The sequence below is a fragment of the Methanofollis sp. W23 genome (assembly GCF_017875325.1).
Classification (GTDB): domain Archaea; phylum Halobacteriota; class Methanomicrobia; order Methanomicrobiales; family Methanofollaceae; genus Methanofollis.
In genome coordinates this window covers 2,188,639-2,211,193 of sequence record NZ_JAGGMN010000001.1, presented here as the reverse complement: position 1 = coordinate 2,211,193, position 22,555 = coordinate 2,188,639, and the positions used below count along the sequence as shown (strand labels likewise).

Below are 22,555 nucleotides of genomic sequence, written 5' to 3'. Positions count from 1 at the left end.
GATGGCAGTGCCCTCTTCACGATCATCATATCTATCTTTCCGGTTCGATCTCCATCCATGAAGCTCGGGGAAAACGAGCGATAGCGAGTTCGAGAAGATCTCTGATCTCCGAGAGAGTCCTCAGGGCGACAGGCCCATGTGCATGAGAAAAACTGGAGAGTAAACCTGATGAAAAAGGATGCGTTTCTACAAAACCAAAAAAAATCACAAAAACGGACCCAGCGGGAATCGAACCCGCGTCCCTGGGTTCGAAGCCCAGGAGGATATCCTCTACCCCATGGGTCCATGACCTACGGGTCGTGCCCCCTGATCCTCTTGCCGGTCTGGAAAAGGAGCCGGCCGGAAAGAAGAAATGGGCTATGTCCTGCTATATATCATATCACAAGATATTAAGCCTTTTCCGGCACCATCAACTACTACAATGATCCTCTCATCTGCTGAGATCCAGTCGCGCCTGAGAACCTCCGAGGAAGCGGGACGGCTGGTCATCACCCCGTTCAGTGACACCTCCCTCCAGCCCGCCTCTTATGACCTGCGGGCCGGTGAGGAGATCGCTCTTGCGCCCGGCACCCTGACCCTGGTCCCGAGCCTCGAACACGTGGAGATCCCCGGCGACCTTGCCGCCACCCTCCGGTGCCGCTCCTCGTACGCGAGACGCGGGGTGCTCCTTGGCGGCGGCTTTGTCGACCCAGGGTTCAGGGGCCAACTTACTCTCTGCCTCGTCAACATGGGTGCCGAAGAGGTCGTCCTCCCTGAAGGCGAACGGGTCGTCCAGATGATCCTCCACGAGGTCGGCGACGGTGCCGTATGTTATCACGGACGCTACCAGGACAGTGAAGGAGTGGTCGGAGCCAGATGAGTCAGATCCGGACCGAGCGCAAATATGTCGAGATCCTCAGGATCCTCAAGGAGCACCCCGACCCGATGGGCGCCAAGAGGCTCTCTGAACTGATGGCCGAACATGGGTTCGTCCTCTCCGACCGTGCGGTCCAGTACTACCTCCGCTCCCTCGACGAGATGGGGTTCACCAGAAAAGTCGGCAACCGCGGCCGGGTTCTCACTCCCAGGGGCGTCGCCGAGATCGAGAGCGCCCTTGTCGGCGAGCGGATCGGGTTCATCATCTCCAAACTGGAACGCCTTGCGGTCAGGACCACCTTTGACCCCACCACCTCCACCGGCGACGTCGCCTACAACCTCTCGGTCGTCCCCGACGCCGAGGTCGACCGGGTGAAACAGGCATATGACGCCGTACTCTCGACCAGGTGCGGATTTTTCAGTTCATACCGCCTCGTCGACGACGACCCCCGCGTCCCCCCCGGCCACACCGGGTTCATCACCGTCTGCTCGGTCACCATGGACGGCGTCCTCCAGCGCCTTGGCATTCCGGTGGAGATGAAGTACGGGGGCAGACTTGCCATCCATGACGGCCGCCCTGCCGGGTTTGCCGACCTTGTCTCCTACCGCGGGACCAGCATCGACCCCCTCCAACTCTTCATCTCTGCCGGCCTCACCTCGATCTCCGCCTATGTCGCCACCGGCACCGGGACAGCCCTTGCCAATGTCAGAAAAGTCCCGCTCCCGGCACAGACCTATGTCGAAGAGATCGCCGCCGCCATGCGATCTGCCGGGTTCCTCTTTCCTGTTGAGATGGGAGAAAAAGTGTTCAACCTCTCGAAAGAACCCTACCGGCTCTCGATCGTCTCATATTCCAGCATGAACCTCATCGGCCATGCAGTCGAACTGGGATGCGCGATCAAAACCGAGATCGGCGCAGGCACCATCCCGTTCTCAAGAATTCTCTCTACGTGATCCAGTCGATCCCGTCTGCCTGCTCTTCTTCTTCTTCTTCGTTTTTGATGACCGAGATCTTTCCTTTGCCAGGTACGATCTCCTTAGGGGCCTTTTTTGGGGAAATTTTTCCGCCGCGCAGGACCGAGTCAACAGGAGTTGTAAAATCAGACAATTTGACTTTTTTCCCGTCCAGAATATCGTCTTTCGCCTTTTTTACAACATCCTTGAGATTGACGCCCCCCCCCTTGAAGACCTCATCGTTTGCCGGCCTCACCGTATCTCTGAGATGGATGTGCTCGCCGGTGAGCGCCTCGTCCTTCGCCATCGGGACCGCATCGATCTTGATCTCCCTGAAGTCGACCTCTTTTGGTTTTTTCAGGTATGTGTGACTCACAGTCGCGCCGAGGGCCGAGTCCTTCGGAGCCTGGGGGAGGTCGATCGCCGTCATCCTGGTAATATCGCGGGGCGCCTGCTTCCCGACACCAGGGACCATGACCGCCCTGTCATCGTCGTCTTTCTGCGTAAGATGATCGCTTGAGAGACTGATCTTGAGTGTCTCGTCGTCATCTTTGCGTTTCCTGGGCTTTCCTCCCCCGCCAAGGTTGAGCATCTCATCATGTCTCTCAGGGACGTCATACTGTTCAGGCATAGAATATCGGTCTCCACCTGGCGACGATGCCACCGGGGGCGCCAGCGGATCTCCTGGTGCCTCCCAGTACCGGCTCTCCGCCTCAAGTTCATCTGCGCTGACCAGGGCTTTGGCCTCTGCCTCTGCTTCCGCCTCGGCGTTCATCGCCTCGATCTCGAGTTCCCGCCGGTACTCGTCACGCAACACCTTCAACTCCTCGATCCTCGGCACATTCTGCACGCCAGAGAGGGCGATGATGATCCCCACGAACTTGGTGTTCTTCACCGGGTAGTCGCCAGACCGCATCTCAAGCCCGGCGATGCTCCGGTCGACCCACTTTCTCACTGTCACAAAACCCTTGAGGCTCAGTTCCTGGCTCGGTCCCGCCACCAGGACCAGGGCCTTCTCTGCGCTGGTGAGATCGCAGGGCACCGAGATCTCCTCGTAGATCGCCTTCTTTGCAAGTTTGACGATCCGCGCCGCCCTCTTATGCGACCCCTCCATGTATTGCCTGGCCGTCTTCCAGAAACTGAGGACATCAAGGGGACTTGAGTGAAGACGTTCGACCGCATAGCCGACCGCGACCGTCCCCATTCCTGTGAGGGTGTTGAGCACCTCGCCTGCATCGAGGACCAGTTCCCCGACGTCAAGCCCCTCGTTGTTGAACTCGCCAGCCCTGAGCAGAAGACCGATGCGTCTTGCGATCTGTTCGTTGAGAAGTGAATTTACGAGCCTTGGGTTCCTGGTATAGGAGATGGTACCAAAGGGGTCGGTGATCGCCCTGGCATCAGACGACCTGATCTTCTGGTACCAGGTCTCGTTGTCAAAGACGATCGTGGCGTCGAAGAGATCATGGATCATCTCAAGGTCGTCCGCTGCCTTTGCCGAACGCTTCTTCCCTTCCTCCGTGCGGGGGAGGGTGACCACTGCAAAGATCGGTTCGAGAAAAGTCTCTCGCATCTGGGGCATGATGAGAGGGACCAGGTCGACCATCGTCCCGCCAAGCCCCGCGAAGATCATGATCGCATCGATCTCCACCGTATCGACCCGCTGGATCCTCGTCATCACCTCTTCGATATCGACATTTCTTTCGACATCATAGGGGTTGGATGGGTCGATCGGGGGGAAGAAGACCTGCGCCTCAGACGGCAGGGTGTCGAGCTGGAGAAGCGTGTTTGCATCAAGATCGATGGCAAGAGCGCTCATACAAAAGACCTTGCTGCGCCTGTCATGGTCATAAAGTCGGTTGACTACTCTGTTCCCCGCCCCTCCAAGACCGATTGCCAGAACTCGCATCTACACCCGCTCCGCCCCGTATGGCTGCGGCCCTGTCACCATCCGGGCAGTATACATATTGTGGGTATTTGGGCAGGTGATCATAAATACTTCTCCTTTTGGGTATCTTGAGTCGATCAGGTCCCTCTATCCCATGGGCCCATTTTAATCTCTTTTTTTTCTATGAAGAATCCATATGCATTTTTTTCTCCAGCATTCCTGGGTGAATGACAATACTTTTATCTTTGTGCGATAACTACTCTCTCTGAGGTGAAATGCCTTGAGTTATGGAATTGAATTTGTGCCAGGCAACATCAGCGTAAAGCAGGTTGTCAAGTACGTGAAGCTCGCGGAGTCGAAGGACATCGACTACGCGTGGATCACCAACCACTATAACAACCGCCACTGCTACCCGACCCTGGCGGCTATCGCAATGAGCACCGACACGATCAAGATGGGCCCAGGTATCATGAACACCTTCACCGACACTCCGGCGTCCATCGCGTCGTTCATGTGCACCCTGAATGAGATCTCTGACGGCCGTGCCGTCCTCGGTATTGGCCCAGGTGACCTTTCGACCCTCCCGAAGATCGCGATCGAGGGGTCAAAACCCGTCTCCCGCCTGAGGGAAGGTGTCACCCAGATCCGTGCACTCTGCTCCGGTGAAGAGGTCAAGAAGACCGGCGAGATGGAGTTCTTTGACTACGACGGTGCCAAACTCACCGGCGTCCAGCTCCCAAGCAAGAAGAAGGGTATCCCGGTGTACATCGGTGCCCAGGGCCCCAAGATGCTCGAGCTCGCCGGGACCATGGGTGAGGGCTCCCTCATCAACGCCTCCAACCCCAAGGACTTTGAGATCGCTATCCCGATCATCAAGAAGGCTCAGGAGGCCGCAGGCCGCAAGAAGCACGACGTCGGTGCCTACACCGCCATGTCTATCGACAAGAGCGAGAAGAAGGCCCGCAACGCCGCGAAGATCGTTGCTGCGTTCATCGCTGCAGGCTCCCCGCCCGCACTCCTTGACCGCCACGGTCTCGACCAGAACAACGTCGCCAAGATCAAGGAGGCCCTCGGCCGCTTTGACTTCAAGGCCGTCGGTGGCCTCGTCACTGACGCCGAGATCGACGCTTTCACCATTGCAGGCACCCCGGACATGGTCGCCCAGAAGTGCGAAGACCTCAGGGCAGCCGGTGTCACGCAGATCATCTTCGGGTCCCCACTCGGTCCCGACATGACCAACTCGATCCGCCTGCTCGGCAAGTACGTCGTCTGAACCCCCCAACAGGGGTTCTCGATAAACCTATTTTTCGGAGGAATTCCCCGTCCTCCTTCTTTTTGAGTCTTCTTCCTGAATCTTTTGGATGGATTTATCTCATCTGGCCTCCCACGACTGGACTGTAGGGATGTTTTCGGTTGAAGAATATGCAGGCGGGCGCGTCCAGGTCCGTCGGGAAGACCTGACCGGTCTTACTGCCCGGCTCTCGCCAGAACGGATCACGCGAGACATCACCCCTGTCTATCTCCCTCCCAGGGACGAAGAGTGTCCCTTCTGTCCAGGGAGAGTTGAACACGAGACTCCCACCTTCCCTGACGGCGGCAGGATCTGGTGTGGTGAGAGTGTGACCTTCCCGAACCTCTACCCTTTTGCCTCCTGGCATGTGGTGACCGTGATCACCAGGGCCCATATCGTCGACCACTTCTCTCAAAAACACCTTGAAGATGCCTTCATGGGTATCTCAGAGGCCCTCTCCGGGCGCGGAGGGTATGCCTCGATAAACTGGAACTTTCTCTCCTCTGCCGGTGCAAGCATCGCCCATCCCCACCTCCAGGGGATCGCCGATCCAGGGCCTACCAACCTCCAGGGGAGGTACATCCGGGAGAGCAGGCGCTACTCCCGAGAGCACGGCCGGTCGTACTGGGTCGACCTTGTCGACCGCGAGTCTGCCTCTGAGCGTTTCCTCTTTGAAGATGATGGGATCGTCTGGTTTGCCAACCCGGTCCCGCTCGGCGAGCGAGAAGTGCGGGGGATCCTGCCGGGAACCACCCTTGCTGACCTCGGGGCTTCCATCTCTGCCCTGGTCAGAGGCGTCCTCCGGGTGATCGGGTGCTACCGCGCCCTTGGCACGCGAGCATTCAATATGGCGATCTACTTTGGGCGCCCCGAAGACGCTGAATACTTTTCTGCCTTCTGCTCCCTCATTGCGCGGGTCAACCCCAACTCCTCTGCAAGGACCGACTCGGCCTTTATGGAGCGCCTCCATCTCGAACCGGTCGTGATGACCCTGCCTGAACACCTGGGAGCAGTCTTTCGTGAGATGGGGGGGAGGGAATAAGGGGGTCAGGGGGCTGTAGAGATCCTCTGGACGGTTTTTGTGGGGGGTGCCTCCCCCGTTATCCCCGGAGTCCGGAGATCATCCTCACACCTCTTCTGGCCGCTCTCCCCGACACCGGGCAGGAAGATCGAGGGTGAACGACACAGGCCCCTCTTCAGAAAAATCCTCTCTTCGTCCTCGAGGATACGAGCGAGAGCACATTTGAGAACATATATGATTGGCTCTGTAGAATTCCTCAGGACAACTATCTTTGGCTTGGGCAGGCCGCCCCCCGGTTCCCCCACAATATGATAGGGCGAGGACTGCACCCCAAAATATGTGTCTCTTGTGCCTTCCCGGCCCTATCTTCATCCCTGGGGTCAGGGGGCTGCGCCCCCGGCGCGAATATATGGGGGGGCGAGAGTTACGGTCATACCAGGAATTTGTGAGAGTTTCTACAGAGCCATATAATCAACGATTCCTGATGAAGGAAGATCCAGGTTTGGAGAGTTTGCTCATGAAGCGAACGCCCGCCATACATATTGGATGAATATATCTCGTCGATCGCTCTCTTTTCAATGCGTTGCCCCCACTCTCCTCCTTGTGGGGAGTGCCACCCCCGGCGCGAGATGGTGGTGAAGATTCGACGATTGGGGGCGGCCATTCTGATCGGCGTGCCTTCCCATACCCATGGAGAGATGGTCGTCTGGAGGGTTTCTGTGGGCTTGAATCTCTCTGGCACCTCACCAGGGCGCCATGACGCGGGGTGCTTTGAGGAACGAGTGTAAACGGGTTCGAGAAAGACGGCGGGCTCTGGCATCCACCTGATGTGATCAGGGGGGCGGGGCGTCGTCGTCTCTACAGGGACATGGGGGACACTCTCCGGTACCGCTCAGAGAAATTCCCCCTCAGGTCCGCCCGGCGCGAGGCATGGTCCTGAGTGCTACATAGGGCCAGGGTTCCCATCCAGGGAAAGATCGCTCAGGTAGACGTATATCCCCGCCCCGAAACCCCTGTCGGTCCTGCTCATAACCTACGACCGAACAGGGCCAGAAAAAAAGAAGTGTGATATTTTTACTCAGGCTTGGAGATGAGCGCCGTCTTGGAGACGATGACGCCATCCTTCTTGTGCGGCTTGCGGATGATGCCGTCGCCGGCCTTCTCGATCTCACGGGCCTCGTCACAGAGATATGCGGCCTCGCGCATCATCTCGTGGGCGGACGCCACGATCGGGACGTAGTTCTCAAAGCCCTTGGTCATGAAGCAACCCTTGACATTGACCCCGGCAACCGCCTGGGCGATCTCGTAGGCCGCACGGGCCTTTGCAAGGGCGTACGGGTTCGAGAACTCGCCGGCGACAGCCTTGTCGGAGTTCATGACAAGCTTCGGGAGCACGAGGTCGGCACCCTTCTTCCCTTCCTTGACCTGGTCGATGACCTTGTCGAGTTCAAGCTGGAGCTTGCGGAAGGCACCGGTGAGGGCGAGCACCTTGACGAGGTTGCCGTTGAAGTCGGCCATCTCGACAGGGTCGAGGAACTCGCGACGAGCACCGATCATCGAGTCAGCCTTCATGATGATGTAGCCGAACTGGCTCTCCTTCAGGGCGGCGAACTGGTCCTTCTTCCCGGTGATGTCGTCGGTGATGACGATGCACGGGATGCCTGCCTCAGCAAGCTGCTCACGGGCGCCGGTCGGTCCGGGGAGGATACCGTTCGGGGAGACGACAATACAGAAGTCTGGCACCCATTCCTTCATGGTGGTGACGACACGGTCGATGTCCTCTGGCTGGAGCTTGGTCCCGCTCGTCGCCATGAACGTCTGCATGTCCTCACGGTCCGCACGCTCGTCAAGGAGGAGCTCTGCCATTACGCCACTGGCAATGTTACCCAGTTTGGCAATTCCTACTTTAACTACCATCTATACACCTCTCAAATTTGAGAACAAACTAACTATTGGCAAGTTCTCATATAAAGATTGTGAATCCCTGACCTTCTTCCCATCCTCGTGGGGTTAAAGAACATTGTTTATGATACATGAGGTTAAATTTATACTCTAATGAAACAGGGGCTTCTCACCGACAGACAGAAAGAAGTACTCCGGTACCGGAAGATGGGGCTCACTCAGCAGCAGGTCGCCGATATTATCCAGACTTCCAAGGCGAATGTCTGCACCATCGAGAAGGCGGCATATGAAAATATTGGCCGTGCAAGAGAGACGCTTGAGTTCCTGTACACCCTTGACTCAGACCATCTCTGCACCATCAAGGCCGGGACCGACCTTATTGAAGCAGCCTCCGAGATCTTCCAGGAGGCGGAAAAACATGGTATTAAAGTGAAGTACAATACCATCGAACTGGTCAACCGCGTCCAGGAATCCAACCCTGGCAAGTTCAGGGCGCGCTATGTCAGGGAGGACGTCGAGGTCTACATCAACCAGGAAGGGGATCTCTTCTTCAGCTGAACGATCGGCCCTGTAAATCCCTCACATCTCCTGGACGAGTGTGCGACTCACTCGCCTTTTCCTCCCCTCTTCACCGCCCAGGGGCGGCGGCACGCCCTGGTTAGAGGACATCACGAGGATGTGTATGGGGCCAGAAGATCCCTCTTCTCTCCCCTCCTGCCACAAGTGCCTGGCTCCCGACAATGCCAGAGGAGAATGGATCCCCCAGGGGTCACAAACCTTTATATTCAAATTTGATGAATAATTACAGAACCGGAGACGATGGTATCCAGCGCAACCGGACACAGAACAATGGCCATATGGTGGTAGAAGTGGCCATTCTGTAACCGTTTGCCGGATAGTACAACAGGCCTGCACCCCAAACTCTGGGTCAGACTGCAGTGCCCCGGTTGCCCCGGTATAGGGGCATGACCGAGAAGGACTCATCCCAGTCCCAAGGAGCTGACAGACGCTGGATCTGATCACTGCATATGGGCCTCCGTCAGTGCAGACGAGCCCGGTCCGGGTTTTGACCCGGCGTGCACACGATCAGGATCTCTTCGCGAGACGAGGTAATTCCGGAGCACACCGGAATGGACTCTAGACATTGGAGACCACACCAAGGCACATCGCTCCCGACACCACCGCAACAGGAGAAGATCCTGTTGTGCGGAGAGCGCGCCCGATCGTCCGTTCCCCCTCAGGGGAACAGAATTGGTGGGGATCCGGTTCGCGATGTTTGTGCAATCCCGGCGGGAATCTGGCATACCTGCCCTTCAAAGAAGGCAGGGATGTGACAGAGTTGCAAGCTCGGAGAGAACCAAACGCAGAGGATTGATTAGAACATGCCGAACATACACAGACCGCGCAGGGGTTCCCTTGCCTTCAGTCCGCGCAAGCGGGCAAAGAGCCAGGTACCAAAGTACCAGTCCTGGCCTCGGCACGAAGGAGAACCCATGCTGCAGGCGATTGCAGGGTATAAGGTTGGTATGACGCACGTCGTCGGCGTTGACGACCACAAGAACAGCCCGACCGAAGGGCGCGAGATCATGGTGCCGGTCACCATCATCGAAGTCCCGGTCATGAAGGTTGCGGCTGTGCGCGCCTATGTCGCCGACTCTTATGGAAAACACCCGCTGACTGAGGTCTGGGCTGAAGACCTTGACGCCGCCCTCGCAAAGAGGATGACGCTGCCAAAAGAACACGACCGCGATGCGGCCCTCAAGGCTATCCAGGAGGCCGTGGCGGCAGGGAAAGTCACCGAGATCTTTGCCCTGATGTACACGCAGCCGGCGGCCCTCTCAGGTGTCCCGAAGAAAGTGCCAGAACTGATGGAGACCAGGATCGATGGCGGGTCCATGGAAGACCGCCTCAACCTTGCGACGTCCCTCCTTGGCACCGAGGTCGACCCGCTCTCTCTGGTTACAGAAGGGCAGTACATCGACGTCACCGCTATTACCAAGGGGAAGGGTACCGAGGGTCCGGTCAAGCGCTGGGGTATCCAGGTCAGGAAGGGAAAACACTCCCGCGGCGGCAAGAAGCGCCACATCGGCAACCTTGGTCCGTGGCATCCTCACCACGTCAGGTGGCAGGTCCCGCAGATGGGCCAGAAGGGGTATCAGCAGAGGACCGAATTTAACAAGCGGATCCTCAAGGCCAGCGCCGACGGCACTGAAATCGTGCCCAAGGGTGGATTCCTCCACTACGGACTGGTCAGGAACTCGTATATAATGGTCAAGGGCTCAGTCCCCGGTCCGGTCAAGCGTCTCGTGCGCATCCGCCCGGCAATCAGGCAGGGCGAACACGAAGTGAGGACACCGGCCGTGAACTATGTCAGCCTGGAGAGCAAGCAGGGGTGAATAACGGATGAAAGCAAATGTCAGATCAACCGACGGGTCAGTCGTCCGTGAGATTGAACTCCCGGTTGTCTTCGATGAACTCTACCGGCCTGACCTGATCAAGAAGGCGGTACTGGCTGCCCAGAGCATCAGGCTTCAGCCCCATGGCACCAACCCGTTTGCCGGGATCAGGAGTTCAGCCGAGAGCTGGGGGTCAGGACGCGGCGTAGCACAATTGCCCAGGATCAAGAACGGCTCAAGAGCCGCCAAGATCCCGCAGGCCAAGGGCGGCCGTGCGGCCCACCCGCCAAAGGCTGCAAAGGTTTTGAAGAGAAAGATCAACAAACAGGAGAGATGGTTGGCCCTGCGTTCCGCAGTCGCCGCTACCATGGTGCCGGAACTCGTCGCCGCCCGTGGTCACCGGTTTGAAGGTGACGTCCCGTTTGTCGTCGACGAATCCTTCGAAGCGCTCCAGAAGACTTCTGATATCATCAACGCCCTTCAGGCCCTTGGGCTCTATGCCGATGTCGAACGGGCAAAAGAGAGCAAGAAGGTCCGTGCAGGACGGGGTAAGATGCGTGGGCGCCGGTACAAGCAGCGCAAGAGCGTGCTGATCGTGACCGGTGATGAACCACTTCGTGCCGCCTCCAACCTTGCTGGTGTCGATGCGATCTCAGTCTATGACCTTGATGTCGAGCTTCTCGCTCCTGGTACCCAGGCGGGCAGGCTGACGATCTGGTCTGAGAGCGCACTCAAACTGATGGAAGAGGTGGAGTGAATGGTGCTCAAGCATCCGTATGTGACGGAAAAAGCGATGATGATGCTCGAGAACGAGAACAAGATCCAGGTTCTCGTCGAGCAGGGCGCTTCCAAAGACCAGATCATGCGTGAGGTCGAGAAGGCCTTCGAACAGCCGGTCAAGTCGATCAGGACCATGATGACAATGAAGGGTCAGAAGAAGGCCATCATCAACTTCGAGAACGAAAACGCCGCTGAGGAAATTCTCAGCAGGCTTGGCGTCATGTAAGGTGGTGTAGATGGGACATAGAATTATTCAGCAGAACCGCGGCCGGGGTGGCCCGACCTACCGGGCACCATCTCACAAGTACAAGGCCGACCTCAAACACGCCTGTCCGAACACCGAGACGGTGAAGGGCGAGATCGTCGATATCGAGCATGATCCTGCAAGGCATGCCCCGATCGCCCGTGTCGCTCTTGAGGGCGGGAAGAAGGTCTACGCTCTTGTGACTGAGGGTATGGGCGTCGGTGACGAGATCTCCTGGGGGCCAGAGGCCGGTGTCCAGAACGGCAACACCCTGCCCCTGCGGGGGATTCCGGTCGGTGCATATATCTGCAATATCGAGGCAAAGCCGAATGACGGCGGCAAGTTTGTCCGCTCAAGTGGTGTCCAGGCCATGGTCGTCGGCAAGACCACCGGCAAAGTTGCAGTCCAGATGCCCAGCGGCAAGCAGAAGTGGTTCCACGAACTGTGCATGGCCACGATCGGGATCGTGGCAGGCGGGGGACGCAGTGAAAAACCCTTCGCCAAGGCCGGGAACAAGCATTACAAGATGAAATCGCAGGCCCAGAAGTGGCCCAGATCGTCGGGTGTGAAGATGAACGTCATCGACCACCCGTTTGGTGGCGGTGGCCACCAGCACCCGGGCAGGCCGAAGACAGTATCCCGCGGCACCTCTCCAGGCCGCAAAGTGGGGCATATCGCTGCTCGCAGAACTGGGAAATGGAAGAAGTGAGGGGATTGAATGGCTAAAAAAACACAAAAAAGGCTTCCGCGGCGGCGGGAGGCGTTTAAATACCGCGGCTACTCCATTGAGGAGCTCCAGCAGATGGGGACAAGTGAACTGATCCCCCTGATGCCGGCCAGAGCACGGCGCAAATTCAACCGCGGGATCTCGCGGGATCAGGAGACCCTCCTCGCCAACGTGAAGAAAGGGGAAGACCACATCCGCACTCATCTGCGTGACATGGTCATCATGCCCGAGATGGTCGGCAAGACGATCGAGATCTACAATGGCAAGGAGTTTGTCAGTGTCGAGATCCAGCCTGAGGCGGTCTTCCACTATCTGGGTGAATTCGCCCTGACAAGAAGGAGAGTCAACCACGGTACCGCCGGTATCGGTGCGACCAGGTCTTCCAAGTACGTACCCCTGAAGTGATGGCAATGGCACGGACTGGATATTCAATGCAGGTCAAGGGAGAGAACATCGCGCGCGCAAAGGCGAACGAACTGTCCATCTCCCCGAAACACTCCATCGAGATTGCCAGATATATCAGGGGCATGAAGGCCGATGCGGCCATCGAGTACCTGGAGGCAGTCGTCGCGAAGAAGAAGGCCATCCCCTTCAAGCGTTTCAACATGGACGTAGCACACAAGAAGGGGCTCTCGGGCTGGGACGCCGGTCGTTACCCGGTCAAGGCCTCTGGCGAGTTTATCAAACTCATCAACCAGGCAAAGAAGAACGCCGAGTATGCCGGGCTTGACCCCGAGAAACTCGTCATCGTTCACACGTCCGCCAACCGCGGCCGTGCGATGCGTGCGATCTTCCCGCGTGCGATGGGCAGGGCGACCCCGAAGATGCGTGAGAGCGTGAACGTCGAACTGATCGTGAAGGAGGTTGAGTGAACCATGGCAATAGAGCGTAAGTTTGTGAGTGACGGTGTCACCAAGGCACGCATCGAGCAGTTCCTCAACCGTGAACTCAAGCGCGCCGGCTACGGCGGGATGGACATCGTCCGCACCCCGCTCGGAACGCAGATCACGATCTTCGCCGAGAAGCCCGGGATCGTTATCGGGAAAGGCGGTAAGGTCGTGCGGCAGTTGACCCAGGACCTTGCGACCAACTTCGACCTTGATTCTCCACAGGTCGAGGTGCAGCAGGTCGAGAACCCGAACACCAACGCCCAGATCATGGCCGAGCGTCTTGCTACGGCTCTTGAACGCGGCTGGTACTTCAGGAAGGCTGGTTCGAGCACGATCCGCCGTGTCATGGAGTCCGGTGCACTCGGGTGCGAGATCGTCCTGTCAGGAAAGGTAACCGGGGCCAGGTCAAGGGTCCAGAAGTTCATCGAGGGCCATGTCAAGCACGCCGGCGAACCGAGCGAGACCATCGTCGAGAAGGGTTTTGCCGTGGCCGTCAAGAAACTGGGCACCATCGGGGTCCAGGTCATGATCATCCCTGGCGACGCCAAACTCCCTGACGAGTTCGAAGTGCTTGAGCCCAAACCGGTGGCCGAGGTCACTGAAACGGCAGAGCCAGAAGTCGTCGAGGACATCGGCGAGGATGTCGACGCCGAACTCGAGGAATTCGAGGAAGAGGTTCCAGAATCTGCAGAATTCGTCGAGGAGGAGCAGTAAATGGCCATCTTCAGGGCACATGAGGTCCGCCAGCTCTCGGACGTAGAACTGGTCGAACAGCTTGAGAAGCTGAAACTCGACCTGATGCAGGCTCGCGGCAAGGTCAGTGCAGGCGGTGCGCCTGAGAACCCTGGACATATCAGGGAACTCAGGCGGACCATCGCCCGCATCCAGACCGAGCAGAATGCACGGAGGGCCGTCACCCAGGCATGATCACACCGCAGACCCTCCTTCGGCACGAACTGACCGGGCTTGCAGTCTCTGTGGTGAAGGCCGGGAACCCGACCTATGTCGGGGTATCTGGCCGGATTGTAGATGAGACTCGCAATATGCTGGCGGTCCTCACCCCTACGGGAGAGAAGAAGGTGGAGAAGAAAGGCACCGTCTTTCTCTTCACCCTCCCTGACGGGGTATGCGCCGAAGTCGAAGGGTCTGCCCTTGTGGCACGACCTGAAAAACGGATCAGCATGCGCAAAACCAGATAGAGGATAGAGAATGGCGAGAGATATTGGGTTAAACGTCCCACTTCCTGAGAAGGAGTGCAGCGACGTGAACTGTCCGTTTCACGGCACCCTGCCGGTGCACGGCCAGGTGATCACCGGCAAGGTCGTGAGCGACCGCATGAATGGAACGGTGGTAATCGGACGGGATTTCCTCCACTATGTGCGGAAATACAAGAGGTACGAGAAGCGTACCTCCAGGTACCACGCCCACCTCCCGGAATGCTTCGACGTGAAGGTTGGTGACATGGTCAGGATCGCCGAGTGTCGGCCCCTGTCCAAGACAACCAACTTCGTTGTGGTCGAGGTGATCTGAGATGAAAGCACGGATGTCCAAGATCCCACGGGCGATCAACACCGGGACCAGACTTGTCTGTGCCGACAACACCGGTGCCAGGGTCGTCGAGATTGTCTCAGTGGTCGGATACCACGGTGTCCGCAGGCGTCAGCCGAAACTGGGTCTCGGTGACATGGCGACAGTCTCGGTCAAGAAGGGTACGCCCGACATGCGGCGCAAACTTCTGAAGGCAGTTGTCATCAGGCAGCGCAAAGAGATGCGCCGCCCGAACGGCCTGCGGGTCGGCTTTGACGACAACGCTGCCGTGATCGTCGACGACCGCGGCGAACCGAAGGGGACCGAGATCAAGGGACCGGTGGCCCGTGAGGTCGCCGAGCGTTTCCCGAAGATCGGGTCCACCGCGACGATTATCGTGTGAGGTGTGGTGCATGGTACGGATTGCAAGCAAACAGCCCAGAAAACAGCGTAAGATACGCTACAATGCAGCCACCCATCAGCGGAGCAGGTTCCTCTCGGCACCCCTTTCCCGGGATCTCCGTGAGGAATACAAGAGGCGCCGCGCCCGCGTCGTCGCTGGCGACACGGTGCTGGTGCTCCGTGGCGAGCATGCCGGAAATGAAGGCGTCGTCGATAGCGTGGACACAAAGAAGGGCATGATCGAGGTGCACGGCGTGACGGTGGCCAAGACCGACGGGACCGAGGTCCCACGTCCGGTGAATCCCTCCAATGTCGTGATCACCAAATTCAAGACCGACGACTCCCGCCGGGTTGCAAAGCTGGAGGAGAGGAAGTAAATGTCACATCTGAAGAGACTGACCGCGCCGATGGCCTGGCAGATCGCCAAGAAGGAGAACACGTTCATCACCAGAACCTCCCCTGGCCCGCACAACGCGGCTGCCATGCCGATCGGTGTCTGGCTCAGAGACGGAATGGGCCTGGCCAGGAACATGAAGGAGGTCAAGCGGATCCTCCACCAGCGCGATGTCATCGTCAACGGTAAACCGGTGACCGACTCCAAGATCGGGCTTGGTATCTTTGATATCATCTCCATCCCGAAAATGGACAAGCACTACCGGATCCTGATAGACAAGCGCGGCCACCAGGTCTCGGTCGAGATCGACGCCGAGGCTGCCAAGACCAGGCTCTGCAAGATCAGGAACAAGACGATCATCAAGGGCGGGAAGGTCCAGTTGAACCTCAACTATGGCGCCAACGTCCTTGCCGACAACACCTACAAGCCCAAGGACTCGGTCGTCCTCACCATCGGCGAGGGCGAGGAGCGGTTCAAGATCGTGGACCACTTCCCCTTTGCGGTCGGGAACATGGCAATGGTCATCGGCGGGAAGCACTCGGGCAGGATCGGTTCGATCACCGAGATCAAGACGGTGCCGGGCAGCATCCCGAACCGGGTCATCCTTGAAGACGAGAACAAGGAATCGTTCGAGACGATCGAGGAGTATATCTTCATGATCGGTCGTGAGGCGTCTTCGACCACAGAATGGGGGATTGAGGCCTGATGACAAATCCAATGCAGGAACTTCACATCGATAAGATCGTCGTGCACATGTGTGTCGGCGAGAGCGGTGAGAGGCTTGTCAATGGCGAGAACATCATCCGCGCGGTCACCGGGGCCGAACCGGTGCGTTCCATTGCAAAGAAGACGCAGCCGGCCTTTGGGGTCAGAAAAGGCGCACCAATCGGTACCAAGGTGACCCTGCGGGGCAAGAAAGCAGAAGAGTTTTTTAAGACTGCATTTGACATCGTCGGTCGGAAACTCTCTCCCTCTGCCTTTGACAATCAGGGCAACTTCTCCTTTGGTATCGAAGAGCACACCGATTTCCCGGGGCAGTCCTATGACCCGCAGATCGGGATCTATGGGATGGACGTCAATGTCATCCTTGAGAAGAACGGCGTCAGGATCGCACGCAGGATGATCGCACGCCGAAAACTTCCGGCCAAGCAGACCGTCACCCGTGACGAGGCGGTCGCCTTTATGACCGAACGCTATGGCATGGAGGTGCAGTGATGGCAGACAAAGAACAGAAGAAAAATTTCGGACGCGGCGCAAACAGGTGCCAGATCTGTGGCAGGAAGCAGGGTCTTGTCCGCAGGTACAATATCATGTTCTGCCGGCAGTGCTTCCGCGAGTGGGCCCCCAAGATGGGCTTTAAGAAGATGAACTGAGGTGGAGTGAAATGGCACGACTGAACACAATTGCAGATGCGATGAGCGCCATCAAGAACGCCAGCGACGGCGGGAAGTCCTCAGTCATCGTCGAGCCCGCGAGCAAGGTCCTTGGCGCCATGCTTGGGATCATGCGGGAATCTGGGTATATCGGCGAGTTTGAATATATCGAGGACGGCCGCGGCGGTCAGTTCGAGGTCACGCTCATCGGTCGGATCAACCGGTGTGGTGCGATCTCCCCACGCTTTGCCACCACTCTTGAAGAGATGGAGTCGTGGGAGACGAGGTACCTCCCGGCAAAGGGCTTTGGGCTCCTCATGATCTCGACGTCGAAGGGCGTCATGTCACATGAACAGGCCCGCCGTGACGGTATCGGCGGCGAACTCCTGGGATATGTATACTGAGGTGGAGGAGAATGACAACTGAGAAGAGAGTAGCGATCCCTGAGGGGGTCACGGTCTCGATCGAAGGCTTCACCATCGTGGTGAAGGGCCAGAAGGGCGAGATCTCACGTGACATGCGTTACCCTGGCGTCTCCATTGTTCTTGAGGACAATGAGGTCATCGTCTCCACTGAATCAACCAGGAAGCGCATCGTCGCGATGATCGGCACCTATGCCTCACATATCCGGAATATGGTTGATGGTGTCAGCATGGGCTTTGAGTACCACATGAAAGTGGTCTATGCTCACTTCCCGATCCAGATCAAACTCCAGGGCGATCTCCTCTCTATCAACAACTTCCTCGGGGAGAAGCAGCCGAGGGTTGCAAAGATCCTCCCTGGCGTTGAGGTCAAAGTCGGCAATGACGAACTGACTCTCACCGGTATCGACAAAGAGCGTGTTGGGGCGACTGCAGCGAAGATCGAGCGGGCGACAAAAGTCCGCAATCGCGACACGCGGGTCTTCCAGGACGGAATTTACATTGTGCAGAAGGCGTGATGGAGATGGTAGACGAGAAGATTCGGTTAATCCGTGTCCGGTCCCAGAAGACCGGATGCACGTTCCACCGCCAGTGTCTCCACTCAAAGAGGAGACTGAAGGACACCTGGAGGAAACCCCGTGGTCTGACCAGCAAGCAGCGGAGGCAGTACAAGGCAAAGGGCGCACACCCGCAGGCGGGATATGGTTCCCCGGTGGCGGTGCGCGGCATGCACCCAAGCGGCTATTTCGAGGTGCTGGTCAACAACCCTGCCGAACTTGAGGGACTCAACCCTGAGGAGCAGGCGGTGCGGATCGCGAGCGGCGTCGGGAAGAGAAAGCGGATCGAGATCCAGCAGAAGGCCCTTGAAGCCGGGCTGAAAGTGCTGAATGCAAAGGACCTCTCGCAGGCACCGGTTGAAGAGGCTGCTGAAGAGGACGTTGAGGAGAGTGAAGCAGATGAGTGATCTTTCCGCTCAGAAACGGCTTGCGGCGGCTGTACTCAACTGTGGGGTCAACCGTATCAGGTTCGATCCTGCACGTCTCTCTGACATCGAGGGCGCGATCTCGCGTGCCGAGATCAGGGAACTCATCGAAGAGGGCGTGATCAAGGCGGCCACGGCAAAGGGTAACAGCCGTGGTCGTGCACGGGTCAGGGCGGCCAAGCGTTCGTACGGCCACAAGAAAGGATATGGCCGGAGGAAAGGTACTGCTGGCGCCCGCAATCCGTCGAAAAGCCAGTGGATGCAGAGAATTCGGGCGATCAGGACGACGCTCCGCGAGATGCGGGAAGACGGGTCCATCGACCGCCGGACGTACCGCCGTCTGTATCGGCGTGCGGCTGGTGGCCAGTTCAGGAGCCGGGCGCACCTGATTACCCATGTTGAGATGATTACGAAAGGGAGGGTTGAATAAATATGGCGACCGGAGCACGGTATTTTGTTCCATTCCGCAGGAGGAAAGAGGGTCGGACCGATTATCATGCAAGGATCAAACTCCTTCTTTCCGAGACTCCTCGGATGGTCGTCCGCAAGACCAACCGCCAGATCATCTGTCAGCTGGTGGTGCCCGGTGAGCAGGGAGATCAGACCCTGATCTCGGCCTACTCCAAGGAACTGACTGGTCTTGGCTATGAGGGCTCGACGTCGAGCACCCCCGCAGCCTACCTGACCGGGATGCTCTTTGCGAAGAAAGCTCTTGCAGCAGGCTACGATGAGGCAGTTCTTGATATCGGGCTTGCGCGTGCACAGTCTGGTGCCCGGATCTTTGCTGCGCTGAAAGGTGCAGTCAAGGCGGGGCTGGAAGTGCCGCATGGCGAGGAGATTCTCCCTGACGACGAGCGGACCAGCGGTTCGGTGATTGCAGCATATGCTCCTGAAAGGGCCGGGAACCTCGTCGAGAATGTTGAAGAAGTGGCAGAGGCCATCATGAAGGAGCTCGAGTGATATGGCGTACGAACAGGAACCCTGGGTCCCGTTGACCGGGCTTGGCCGTGCCGTTGCGGCAGGCGAGATCGCGAGCATCGACGAGGTGCTCGATAGCGGGAAGCCAATTAAAGAGGCTCAGATCGTCGATACCTTCCTCCCTGACCTGGACGACGAGGTACTTGACATCTCGATGGTCCAGCGGATGACCGACTCTGGCAGGCGTGTGAAATTCAGGGCTGTGGTCATCGTCGGGAACCACGATGGCTACATCGGTCTGGGGCAGGCCAAGGATGCACAGGTCGGAAACGCAATCCGAAAGGCAATTGATAACGCAAAGACCAACCTCATCAAGGTACGCCGCGGCTGCGGGAGCTGGGAGTGCGGGTGTGGAGCCACACACTCGATCCCGGTGCAGGTCAAGGGCAAGGCTGGCAGTGTCAGGGTCACCCTGATGCCGGCTCCGCAGGGGATCGGTCTGGTCACTGGTGAAATCGGCAGGAAAGTGCTCGACTTCGCGGGTGTCAAGGATATCTGGGCTTTCTCAAGCGGGAAGACCAGGACGACGATCAACTATGCCAAGGCGACCTTCAATGCGTTGAAGGCAACGAATATGATCCGGACCGGAGGGGCAGAGTAACATGTTTGCAGTCGTGCAGGTCCGTGGCGTCGTGAATACGCGCCGCGATATCAAAGACACGCTCAAGATGCTCCGTCTCCACCACATCAACCACTGTGTGCTGGTCCCTGACACCCCGGCATACCTGGGGATGATCAGGAAGGTCAAGGACTATGTCGCCTATGGCGAGGTGGACGAGCGGACAATTGCGACGCTTCTCTCCACTCGGGGCCGTCTGGCCGGGAATGTCAGGCTTACCGATGCGTATGTCCATGACCACTCCCAGTTTGCGAGCATTGAAGAGTTCGCGGCAGCGGTCTGCAAGGGTGAGGCGACGATGCAGGACATTCCTGAACTGAAGCCTGTTCTGCGTCTTCACCCGCCGCGTAAGGGCTACCGGACGATCAAGCGCACCTTCCAGCAGGGCGGGGCGCTCGGGAACTATGGGGAGGACATCAATGACCTCCTCTACAGGATGAGGTGAATGCGATGCCTACGAATACACGCTCGAAATATCGCGGATCCAAGACCTGCGGTGGCGGAACGCACAAGAACCGTCGTGGTGCCGGGAACCGTGGTGGCAGAGGACGGGCTGGACACCGTGATCACCGCCTGACTCATTACCTCCTTGCAAACCAGATCCACAATGGTAAGCATGGGTTTACCAGTGTCGGCAAGGCTGAGGTTCCGGTGCTGGACATCGGGGACGTCGATCAGATGGTCGAGTTCCTGGTGCAGATCGGGATCGCCGAGGAAAGCGAGGGCCTGATCGCCCTTGATCTTGCAGAGATCGGGGTCGAGAAGGTTCTTGGTGGCGGGCGGGTCACCCATGCCCTGAAGGTGAGTGCAGCGGCGTTTTCAACGCAGGCGAAAGAGAAGATCGAGGCGGCCGGCGGTCAGGCTCTGACCAACTGAGCCCCTCGTTTTTTGTTTGGTGGGAACCACATGGGGAATCTGCTGGATAGAATGGAGCCTTTGCTTGCGGCGATGCCCGCAGTAAAGTCTCCTGAAGGCCATGTTCACTTCAAGAACAAGTTGATGTGGACCGCTGCAATTTTGTTGCTGTACTTTTTCCTGACCAATATTCCTGTCTTTGGCCTCGACCCCAGCTCCCAGGACACATTCCTGTACTTCCGTGCCCTTCTTGCTGGTGCGAGCGGGTCAATTGTGCACTTGGGTATTGGGCCGATCGTGACGGCGTCCATCGTGCTCCAGCTCCTGAAAGGTGCGGATCTGATCCAGATCGATACCTCTGAAGCACGCGGGCAGATCATGTATATGGGGCTCCAGAAACTCTTGATCTTCGTCATGATCGTTCTTGAGGCGGCGCCGAACCTCTTTGGAGGATTTATGCGTCCGGATATGGAGATAGCCCAGGCGCTCTTCGGGGGGAGTGCGGCTGCGGTCTCGTTCCTGATCTTCCTGCAGATCTGTCTTGGCGGGGTGCTGATCTTCCTCATGGATGAGGTGGTCACCAAGTGGGGGCTTGGCTCTGGTGTCGGGCTCTTTATCATTGCCGGGATCTCACAGAGTCTGATCAACGGCTTCTTAAACTGGGAAGCAGTGGCCGACCCCTATCCGGTGGGTTTCTTCCCCAGGATCTTCGCGATTGGCGTCTCTGGCGGGAACTTTCTCCAGTACTTTGGAGCAGACCTCCTGGCATTTGTGACGACGGTTGCGATCTTCCTGATCGTGGTCTATGTGGAGTCCACACGGATCGAGATCCCGCTTGCCCATGCACGGGTCCGTGGAGCGCGGGCGCGTTTCCCGGTGAAACTCATTTACGCATCAGTCCTGCCGATGATCCTGGTGAGGGTGCTCCAGGCAAACATCCAGATGTTTGGGATGTTTCTCTCCAATATCGGGATCACCGTGCTCGGGCGGTTTGAAAACCAGGCTCCGGTCGACGGGCTGATGTACTTCCTGGCCCCGATCAACAACCCGCAGGACTGGATGTGGTGGGTCCACGACCTCGGGCATGCTCCCTGGGAGGTCATGCTCAGGCTCGGGATCGATGCCACGTTCATGGTGGTCGGCGGTGCGGTCTTCGCCCTGTTCTGGGTGAAGACGGCCGGTCTTGACTCGAAGCATGTGGCCAGACAGATCCAGATGTCAGGGATGCAGATCCCTGGATATCGGCGGAACACGCAGGTGCTCATCAAGTACCTCGACCGGTATATCCCGAGGGTCACGGTCATCGGTGGCGTGCTCATTGGTCTGTTGAGTGTGTTTGCAAACCTCTTTGGTGTGATAGGCGGAGTAACTGGTACAGGGCTGTTGCTGACGGTCAGTATCACCTATCGGCTGTATGAGGAAGTGGCAAGCGAACAGATTATGGAGATGTATCCGTTCATGCGGCAGTTCTTTGGGAGAGAATGAATGTCCGGAAAGAGAGTAGTGATCACAGGTGTGCCTGGGGTGGGCAAGACCACGGTGATCGAAGAGTCTATGAAACGGCTTGCAGGGGAGGGGATCCCCTACAAGGCCGTCAATTTTGGCACCTGTATGTTTGAGACCGCGAAGGCGGAGGGCAAGGTTGAGGACCGCGACCAGATGCGGACTCTTGACAAGGATGTCCAGAAGGAACTCCAGAGGCTCGCCGGCAAGCGAATCGGTGAGATGGAAGGCAATATCATCGTGGATACTCATGCGTCGGTGAAGACTCCGGTCGGCTACCTGCCTGGTCTGCCTGCGTGGGTGCTGACCGAGCTCAAACCTGATATGGTGGTGCTGGTCGAGGCCGACGAGGACCAGATCCTGATGCGCCGGATGGACGACGAGAGTCGCCGGCGTGATCCTGAGGGCAGCCGTTCCATTGCAGAGCACCAGGGGATCAACCGTGCTTTTGCGGCGGCATATGGGATGCTGACCGGGTGCACGGTTCAGGTCGTCAGAAATGAAAATTATCTTCTCGACCATGCGGTCGAGGCGATGGCCCGGGTTCTGAGGTGA

At 57.9% G+C, this 22,555-nt stretch carries 32 protein-coding genes and 1 tRNA gene; 30 read left to right on the top strand and 3 right to left on the bottom strand.

Annotated features, from left to right (window positions below; translation table 11 throughout):
* Window positions 1-213 precede the first annotated feature (213 nt).
* Window positions 214-285 (bottom strand) — tRNA-Arg (locus J2129_RS09480).
* 136 nt (window positions 286-421) lie between these two features.
* Here J2129_RS09480 and J2129_RS09475 point away from each other — a divergent pair.
* Both J2129_RS09475 and J2129_RS09470 read left to right on the top strand, forming a co-directional pair.
* Window positions 422-859 carry a dCTP deaminase gene (locus tag J2129_RS09475; RefSeq protein ID WP_209630631.1) on the top strand — a complete coding sequence of 146 codons (438 nt, stop codon included), beginning with the start codon at window positions 422-424 and terminating at the stop codon, window positions 857-859.
* Window positions 856-1,809 (top strand): NrpR regulatory domain-containing protein, encoded by a 954-nt coding sequence (locus J2129_RS09470; protein ID WP_209630630.1) that lies wholly within the window; start codon window positions 856-858, stop codon window positions 1,807-1,809. Before J2129_RS09475 ends, J2129_RS09470 begins: the two co-directional genes overlap by 4 nt.
* On the opposite strand, the gene J2129_RS09465 is transcribed toward J2129_RS09470, so the two are convergent.
* A complete protein-coding gene (locus tag J2129_RS09465; protein WP_209630629.1) occupies window positions 1,802-3,715 on the bottom strand; it encodes a tubulin/FtsZ family protein in 1,914 nt (637 codons plus the stop codon). The two genes, J2129_RS09470 and J2129_RS09465, sit on opposite strands and share 8 nt — an antisense overlap.
* 259 nt (window positions 3,716-3,974) lie before the next feature.
* Here J2129_RS09465 and J2129_RS09460 point away from each other — a divergent pair, with 259 nt between their 5' ends.
* Window positions 3,975-4,967 carry a 5,10-methylenetetrahydromethanopterin reductase gene (locus J2129_RS09460; protein ID WP_209630628.1) on the top strand — a complete coding sequence of 331 codons (993 nt, stop codon included), beginning with the start codon at window positions 3,975-3,977 and terminating at the stop codon, window positions 4,965-4,967.
* A gap of 130 nt (window positions 4,968-5,097) precedes the next feature.
* Window positions 5,098-6,027: a galactose-1-phosphate uridylyltransferase gene (locus tag J2129_RS09455; protein ID WP_209630627.1), complete on the top strand. Its 930-nt coding sequence runs from the start codon at window positions 5,098-5,100 to the stop codon at window positions 6,025-6,027.
* A gap of 1,053 nt (window positions 6,028-7,080) precedes the next feature.
* Here the strand turns inward: J2129_RS09455 and J2129_RS09450 are convergent.
* Window positions 7,081-7,923, bottom strand: coding sequence for a F420-dependent methylenetetrahydromethanopterin dehydrogenase (locus tag J2129_RS09450; protein ID WP_209630626.1), 843 nt, complete (start codon window positions 7,921-7,923; stop codon window positions 7,081-7,083).
* A 138-nt stretch (window positions 7,924-8,061) separates the two neighbouring features.
* On the opposite strand from J2129_RS09450, the gene J2129_RS09445 reads away from it, so the two are divergent.
* The 26 genes from J2129_RS09445 to J2129_RS09320 all read left to right on the top strand — a co-directional run bounded on the left by J2129_RS09445 (window position 8,062) and on the right by J2129_RS09320 (window position 22,555).
* On the top strand, window positions 8,062-8,466 hold the full coding sequence (locus J2129_RS09445; RefSeq protein ID WP_209630625.1) for a Tfx family DNA-binding protein: 405 nt from the start codon (window positions 8,062-8,064) through the stop codon (window positions 8,464-8,466).
* A gap of 824 nt (window positions 8,467-9,290) precedes the next feature.
* Window positions 9,291-10,304, top strand: coding sequence for a 50S ribosomal protein L3 (locus tag J2129_RS09440; protein WP_209630624.1), 1,014 nt, complete (start codon window positions 9,291-9,293; stop codon window positions 10,302-10,304).
* 7 nt (window positions 10,305-10,311) lie between these two features.
* Window positions 10,312-11,061, top strand: coding sequence for a 50S ribosomal protein L4 (gene rpl4p / locus J2129_RS09435; RefSeq protein WP_209630623.1), 750 nt, complete (start codon window positions 10,312-10,314; stop codon window positions 11,059-11,061).
* Window positions 11,062-11,310 carry a 50S ribosomal protein L23 gene (locus J2129_RS09430; protein ID WP_209630622.1) on the top strand — a complete coding sequence of 83 codons (249 nt, stop codon included), beginning with the start codon at window positions 11,062-11,064 and terminating at the stop codon, window positions 11,308-11,310.
* 10 nt (window positions 11,311-11,320) lie between these two features.
* Window positions 11,321-12,037 carry a 50S ribosomal protein L2 gene (locus tag J2129_RS09425; RefSeq protein WP_209630621.1) on the top strand — a complete coding sequence of 239 codons (717 nt, stop codon included), beginning with the start codon at window positions 11,321-11,323 and terminating at the stop codon, window positions 12,035-12,037.
* A gap of 9 nt (window positions 12,038-12,046) precedes the next feature.
* The gene (locus J2129_RS09420; RefSeq protein WP_209630620.1) at window positions 12,047-12,460 is read left to right on the top strand and encodes a 30S ribosomal protein S19; all 414 of its coding nucleotides are present in this window, start codon (window positions 12,047-12,049) and stop codon (window positions 12,458-12,460) included.
* A 5-nt stretch (window positions 12,461-12,465) separates the two neighbouring features.
* A complete protein-coding gene (locus J2129_RS09415; RefSeq protein WP_209630619.1) occupies window positions 12,466-12,927 on the top strand; it encodes a 50S ribosomal protein L22 in 462 nt (153 codons plus the stop codon).
* 3 nt (window positions 12,928-12,930) lie between these two features.
* Window positions 12,931-13,659, top strand: a complete 729-nt coding sequence (locus J2129_RS09410; protein WP_209630618.1) for a 30S ribosomal protein S3 — start codon at window positions 12,931-12,933, stop codon at window positions 13,657-13,659.
* Complete coding sequence (rpmC, locus tag J2129_RS09405; RefSeq protein WP_209630617.1) at window positions 13,660-13,872, top strand: 50S ribosomal protein L29; 213 nt, start codon at window positions 13,660-13,662, stop codon at window positions 13,870-13,872.
* Window positions 13,869-14,144, top strand: coding sequence for a ribonuclease P protein component 1 (locus tag J2129_RS09400; RefSeq protein ID WP_209630616.1), 276 nt, complete (start codon window positions 13,869-13,871; stop codon window positions 14,142-14,144). The genes rpmC and J2129_RS09400 overlap by 4 nt, the downstream gene beginning before the upstream one ends.
* A gap of 10 nt (window positions 14,145-14,154) precedes the next feature.
* Entirely contained in the window at window positions 14,155-14,475 is a 321-nt protein-coding gene (locus J2129_RS09395; RefSeq protein ID WP_209630615.1) for a 30S ribosomal protein S17, read from the top strand.
* Window position 14,476: 1 nt separating this feature from the next.
* On the top strand, window positions 14,477-14,875 hold the full coding sequence (locus J2129_RS09390; RefSeq protein ID WP_209630614.1) for a 50S ribosomal protein L14: 399 nt from the start codon (window positions 14,477-14,479) through the stop codon (window positions 14,873-14,875).
* A gap of 10 nt (window positions 14,876-14,885) precedes the next feature.
* Window positions 14,886-15,251, top strand: a complete 366-nt coding sequence (rplX, locus tag J2129_RS09385; protein WP_209630613.1) for a 50S ribosomal protein L24 — start codon at window positions 14,886-14,888, stop codon at window positions 15,249-15,251.
* Window positions 15,252-15,974: a 30S ribosomal protein S4e gene (locus tag J2129_RS09380; RefSeq protein ID WP_209630612.1), complete on the top strand. Its 723-nt coding sequence runs from the start codon at window positions 15,252-15,254 to the stop codon at window positions 15,972-15,974.
* Window positions 15,974-16,483, top strand: coding sequence for a 50S ribosomal protein L5 (locus tag J2129_RS09375; RefSeq protein WP_245320721.1), 510 nt, complete (start codon window positions 15,974-15,976; stop codon window positions 16,481-16,483). Before J2129_RS09380 ends, J2129_RS09375 begins: the two co-directional genes overlap by 1 nt.
* Complete coding sequence (locus J2129_RS09370) at window positions 16,483-16,641, top strand: 30S ribosomal protein S14 (protein WP_209630611.1); 159 nt, start codon at window positions 16,483-16,485, stop codon at window positions 16,639-16,641. Before J2129_RS09375 ends, J2129_RS09370 begins: the two co-directional genes overlap by 1 nt.
* An 11-nt stretch (window positions 16,642-16,652) precedes the next feature.
* Window positions 16,653-17,045, top strand: a complete 393-nt coding sequence (locus tag J2129_RS09365; protein WP_209630610.1) for a 30S ribosomal protein S8 — start codon at window positions 16,653-16,655, stop codon at window positions 17,043-17,045.
* A gap of 11 nt (window positions 17,046-17,056) precedes the next feature.
* Window positions 17,057-17,581, top strand: a complete 525-nt coding sequence (locus tag J2129_RS09360; protein WP_209630609.1) for a 50S ribosomal protein L6 — start codon at window positions 17,057-17,059, stop codon at window positions 17,579-17,581.
* A gap of 5 nt (window positions 17,582-17,586) precedes the next feature.
* Window positions 17,587-18,027, top strand: coding sequence for a 50S ribosomal protein L32e (locus J2129_RS09355; protein WP_209630608.1), 441 nt, complete (start codon window positions 17,587-17,589; stop codon window positions 18,025-18,027).
* Entirely contained in the window at window positions 18,020-18,475 is a 456-nt protein-coding gene (locus tag J2129_RS09350) for a 50S ribosomal protein L19e (protein ID WP_209630607.1), read from the top strand. The genes J2129_RS09355 and J2129_RS09350 overlap by 8 nt, the downstream gene beginning before the upstream one ends.
* Before the next feature lie 2 nt (window positions 18,476-18,477).
* Window positions 18,478-19,005: a 50S ribosomal protein L18 gene (locus tag J2129_RS09345; RefSeq protein WP_209630606.1), complete on the top strand. Its 528-nt coding sequence runs from the start codon at window positions 18,478-18,480 to the stop codon at window positions 19,003-19,005.
* Between the two features lies 1 nt (window position 19,006).
* Window positions 19,007-19,624 (top strand): 30S ribosomal protein S5, encoded by a 618-nt coding sequence (locus J2129_RS09340; RefSeq protein WP_209630605.1) that lies wholly within the window; start codon window positions 19,007-19,009, stop codon window positions 19,622-19,624.
* A 1-nt stretch (window position 19,625) separates the two neighbouring features.
* Entirely contained in the window at window positions 19,626-20,087 is a 462-nt protein-coding gene (locus J2129_RS09335; protein ID WP_209630604.1) for a 50S ribosomal protein L30, read from the top strand.
* Window positions 20,088-20,092: 5 nt separating this feature from the next.
* Complete coding sequence (locus J2129_RS09330; protein ID WP_209630603.1) at window positions 20,093-20,518, top strand: uL15m family ribosomal protein; 426 nt, start codon at window positions 20,093-20,095, stop codon at window positions 20,516-20,518.
* A 30-nt stretch (window positions 20,519-20,548) separates the two neighbouring features.
* Window positions 20,549-21,982: a preprotein translocase subunit SecY gene (secY, locus tag J2129_RS09325; protein ID WP_209630602.1), complete on the top strand. Its 1,434-nt coding sequence runs from the start codon at window positions 20,549-20,551 to the stop codon at window positions 21,980-21,982.
* On the top strand, window positions 21,983-22,555 hold the full coding sequence (locus J2129_RS09320; RefSeq protein WP_209630601.1) for an adenylate kinase: 573 nt from the start codon (window positions 21,983-21,985) through the stop codon (window positions 22,553-22,555). It abuts the gene before it with no gap.

Bases quoted from the DNA above. Each gene is read 5' to 3' on its own strand.
- J2129_RS09475 (WP_209630631.1), top strand. From the start codon at position 422: ATGATCCTCTCATCTGCTGAGATCCAGTCGCGCCTGAGAACCTCCGAG.
- J2129_RS09470 (WP_209630630.1), top strand. From the start codon at position 856: ATGAGTCAGATCCGGACCGAGCGCAAATATGTCGAGATCCTCAGGATC.
- J2129_RS09465 (WP_209630629.1), bottom strand. From the start codon at position 3,715: ATGCGAGTTCTGGCAATCGGTCTTGGAGGGGCGGGGAACAGAGTAGTC.
- J2129_RS09455 (WP_209630627.1), top strand. From the start codon at position 5,098: ATGTTTTCGGTTGAAGAATATGCAGGCGGGCGCGTCCAGGTCCGTCGG.
- J2129_RS09450 (WP_209630626.1), bottom strand. From the start codon at position 7,923: ATGGTAGTTAAAGTAGGAATTGCCAAACTGGGTAACATTGCCAGTGGC.
- J2129_RS09445 (WP_209630625.1), top strand. From the start codon at position 8,062: ATGAAACAGGGGCTTCTCACCGACAGACAGAAAGAAGTACTCCGGTAC.
- J2129_RS09440 (WP_209630624.1), top strand. From the start codon at position 9,291: ATGCCGAACATACACAGACCGCGCAGGGGTTCCCTTGCCTTCAGTCCG.
- rpl4p (WP_209630623.1), top strand. From the start codon at position 10,312: ATGAAAGCAAATGTCAGATCAACCGACGGGTCAGTCGTCCGTGAGATT.
- J2129_RS09430 (WP_209630622.1), top strand. From the start codon at position 11,062: ATGGTGCTCAAGCATCCGTATGTGACGGAAAAAGCGATGATGATGCTC.
- J2129_RS09425 (WP_209630621.1), top strand. From the start codon at position 11,321: ATGGGACATAGAATTATTCAGCAGAACCGCGGCCGGGGTGGCCCGACC.
- J2129_RS09420 (WP_209630620.1), top strand. From the start codon at position 12,047: ATGGCTAAAAAAACACAAAAAAGGCTTCCGCGGCGGCGGGAGGCGTTT.
- J2129_RS09415 (WP_209630619.1), top strand. From the start codon at position 12,466: ATGGCACGGACTGGATATTCAATGCAGGTCAAGGGAGAGAACATCGCG.
- J2129_RS09410 (WP_209630618.1), top strand. From the start codon at position 12,931: ATGGCAATAGAGCGTAAGTTTGTGAGTGACGGTGTCACCAAGGCACGC.
- rpmC (WP_209630617.1), top strand. From the start codon at position 13,660: ATGGCCATCTTCAGGGCACATGAGGTCCGCCAGCTCTCGGACGTAGAA.
- J2129_RS09400 (WP_209630616.1), top strand. From the start codon at position 13,869: ATGATCACACCGCAGACCCTCCTTCGGCACGAACTGACCGGGCTTGCA.
- J2129_RS09395 (WP_209630615.1), top strand. From the start codon at position 14,155: ATGGCGAGAGATATTGGGTTAAACGTCCCACTTCCTGAGAAGGAGTGC.
- J2129_RS09390 (WP_209630614.1), top strand. From the start codon at position 14,477: ATGAAAGCACGGATGTCCAAGATCCCACGGGCGATCAACACCGGGACC.
- rplX (WP_209630613.1), top strand. From the start codon at position 14,886: ATGGTACGGATTGCAAGCAAACAGCCCAGAAAACAGCGTAAGATACGC.
- J2129_RS09380 (WP_209630612.1), top strand. From the start codon at position 15,252: ATGTCACATCTGAAGAGACTGACCGCGCCGATGGCCTGGCAGATCGCC.
- J2129_RS09375 (WP_245320721.1), top strand. From the start codon at position 15,974: ATGACAAATCCAATGCAGGAACTTCACATCGATAAGATCGTCGTGCAC.
- J2129_RS09370 (WP_209630611.1), top strand. From the start codon at position 16,483: ATGGCAGACAAAGAACAGAAGAAAAATTTCGGACGCGGCGCAAACAGG.
- J2129_RS09365 (WP_209630610.1), top strand. From the start codon at position 16,653: ATGGCACGACTGAACACAATTGCAGATGCGATGAGCGCCATCAAGAAC.
- J2129_RS09360 (WP_209630609.1), top strand. From the start codon at position 17,057: ATGACAACTGAGAAGAGAGTAGCGATCCCTGAGGGGGTCACGGTCTCG.
- J2129_RS09355 (WP_209630608.1), top strand. From the start codon at position 17,587: ATGGTAGACGAGAAGATTCGGTTAATCCGTGTCCGGTCCCAGAAGACC.
- J2129_RS09350 (WP_209630607.1), top strand. From the start codon at position 18,020: ATGAGTGATCTTTCCGCTCAGAAACGGCTTGCGGCGGCTGTACTCAAC.
- J2129_RS09345 (WP_209630606.1), top strand. From the start codon at position 18,478: ATGGCGACCGGAGCACGGTATTTTGTTCCATTCCGCAGGAGGAAAGAG.
- J2129_RS09340 (WP_209630605.1), top strand. From the start codon at position 19,007: ATGGCGTACGAACAGGAACCCTGGGTCCCGTTGACCGGGCTTGGCCGT.
- J2129_RS09335 (WP_209630604.1), top strand. From the start codon at position 19,626: ATGTTTGCAGTCGTGCAGGTCCGTGGCGTCGTGAATACGCGCCGCGAT.
- J2129_RS09330 (WP_209630603.1), top strand. From the start codon at position 20,093: ATGCCTACGAATACACGCTCGAAATATCGCGGATCCAAGACCTGCGGT.
- secY (WP_209630602.1), top strand. From the start codon at position 20,549: ATGGGGAATCTGCTGGATAGAATGGAGCCTTTGCTTGCGGCGATGCCC.
- J2129_RS09320 (WP_209630601.1), top strand. From the start codon at position 21,983: ATGTCCGGAAAGAGAGTAGTGATCACAGGTGTGCCTGGGGTGGGCAAG.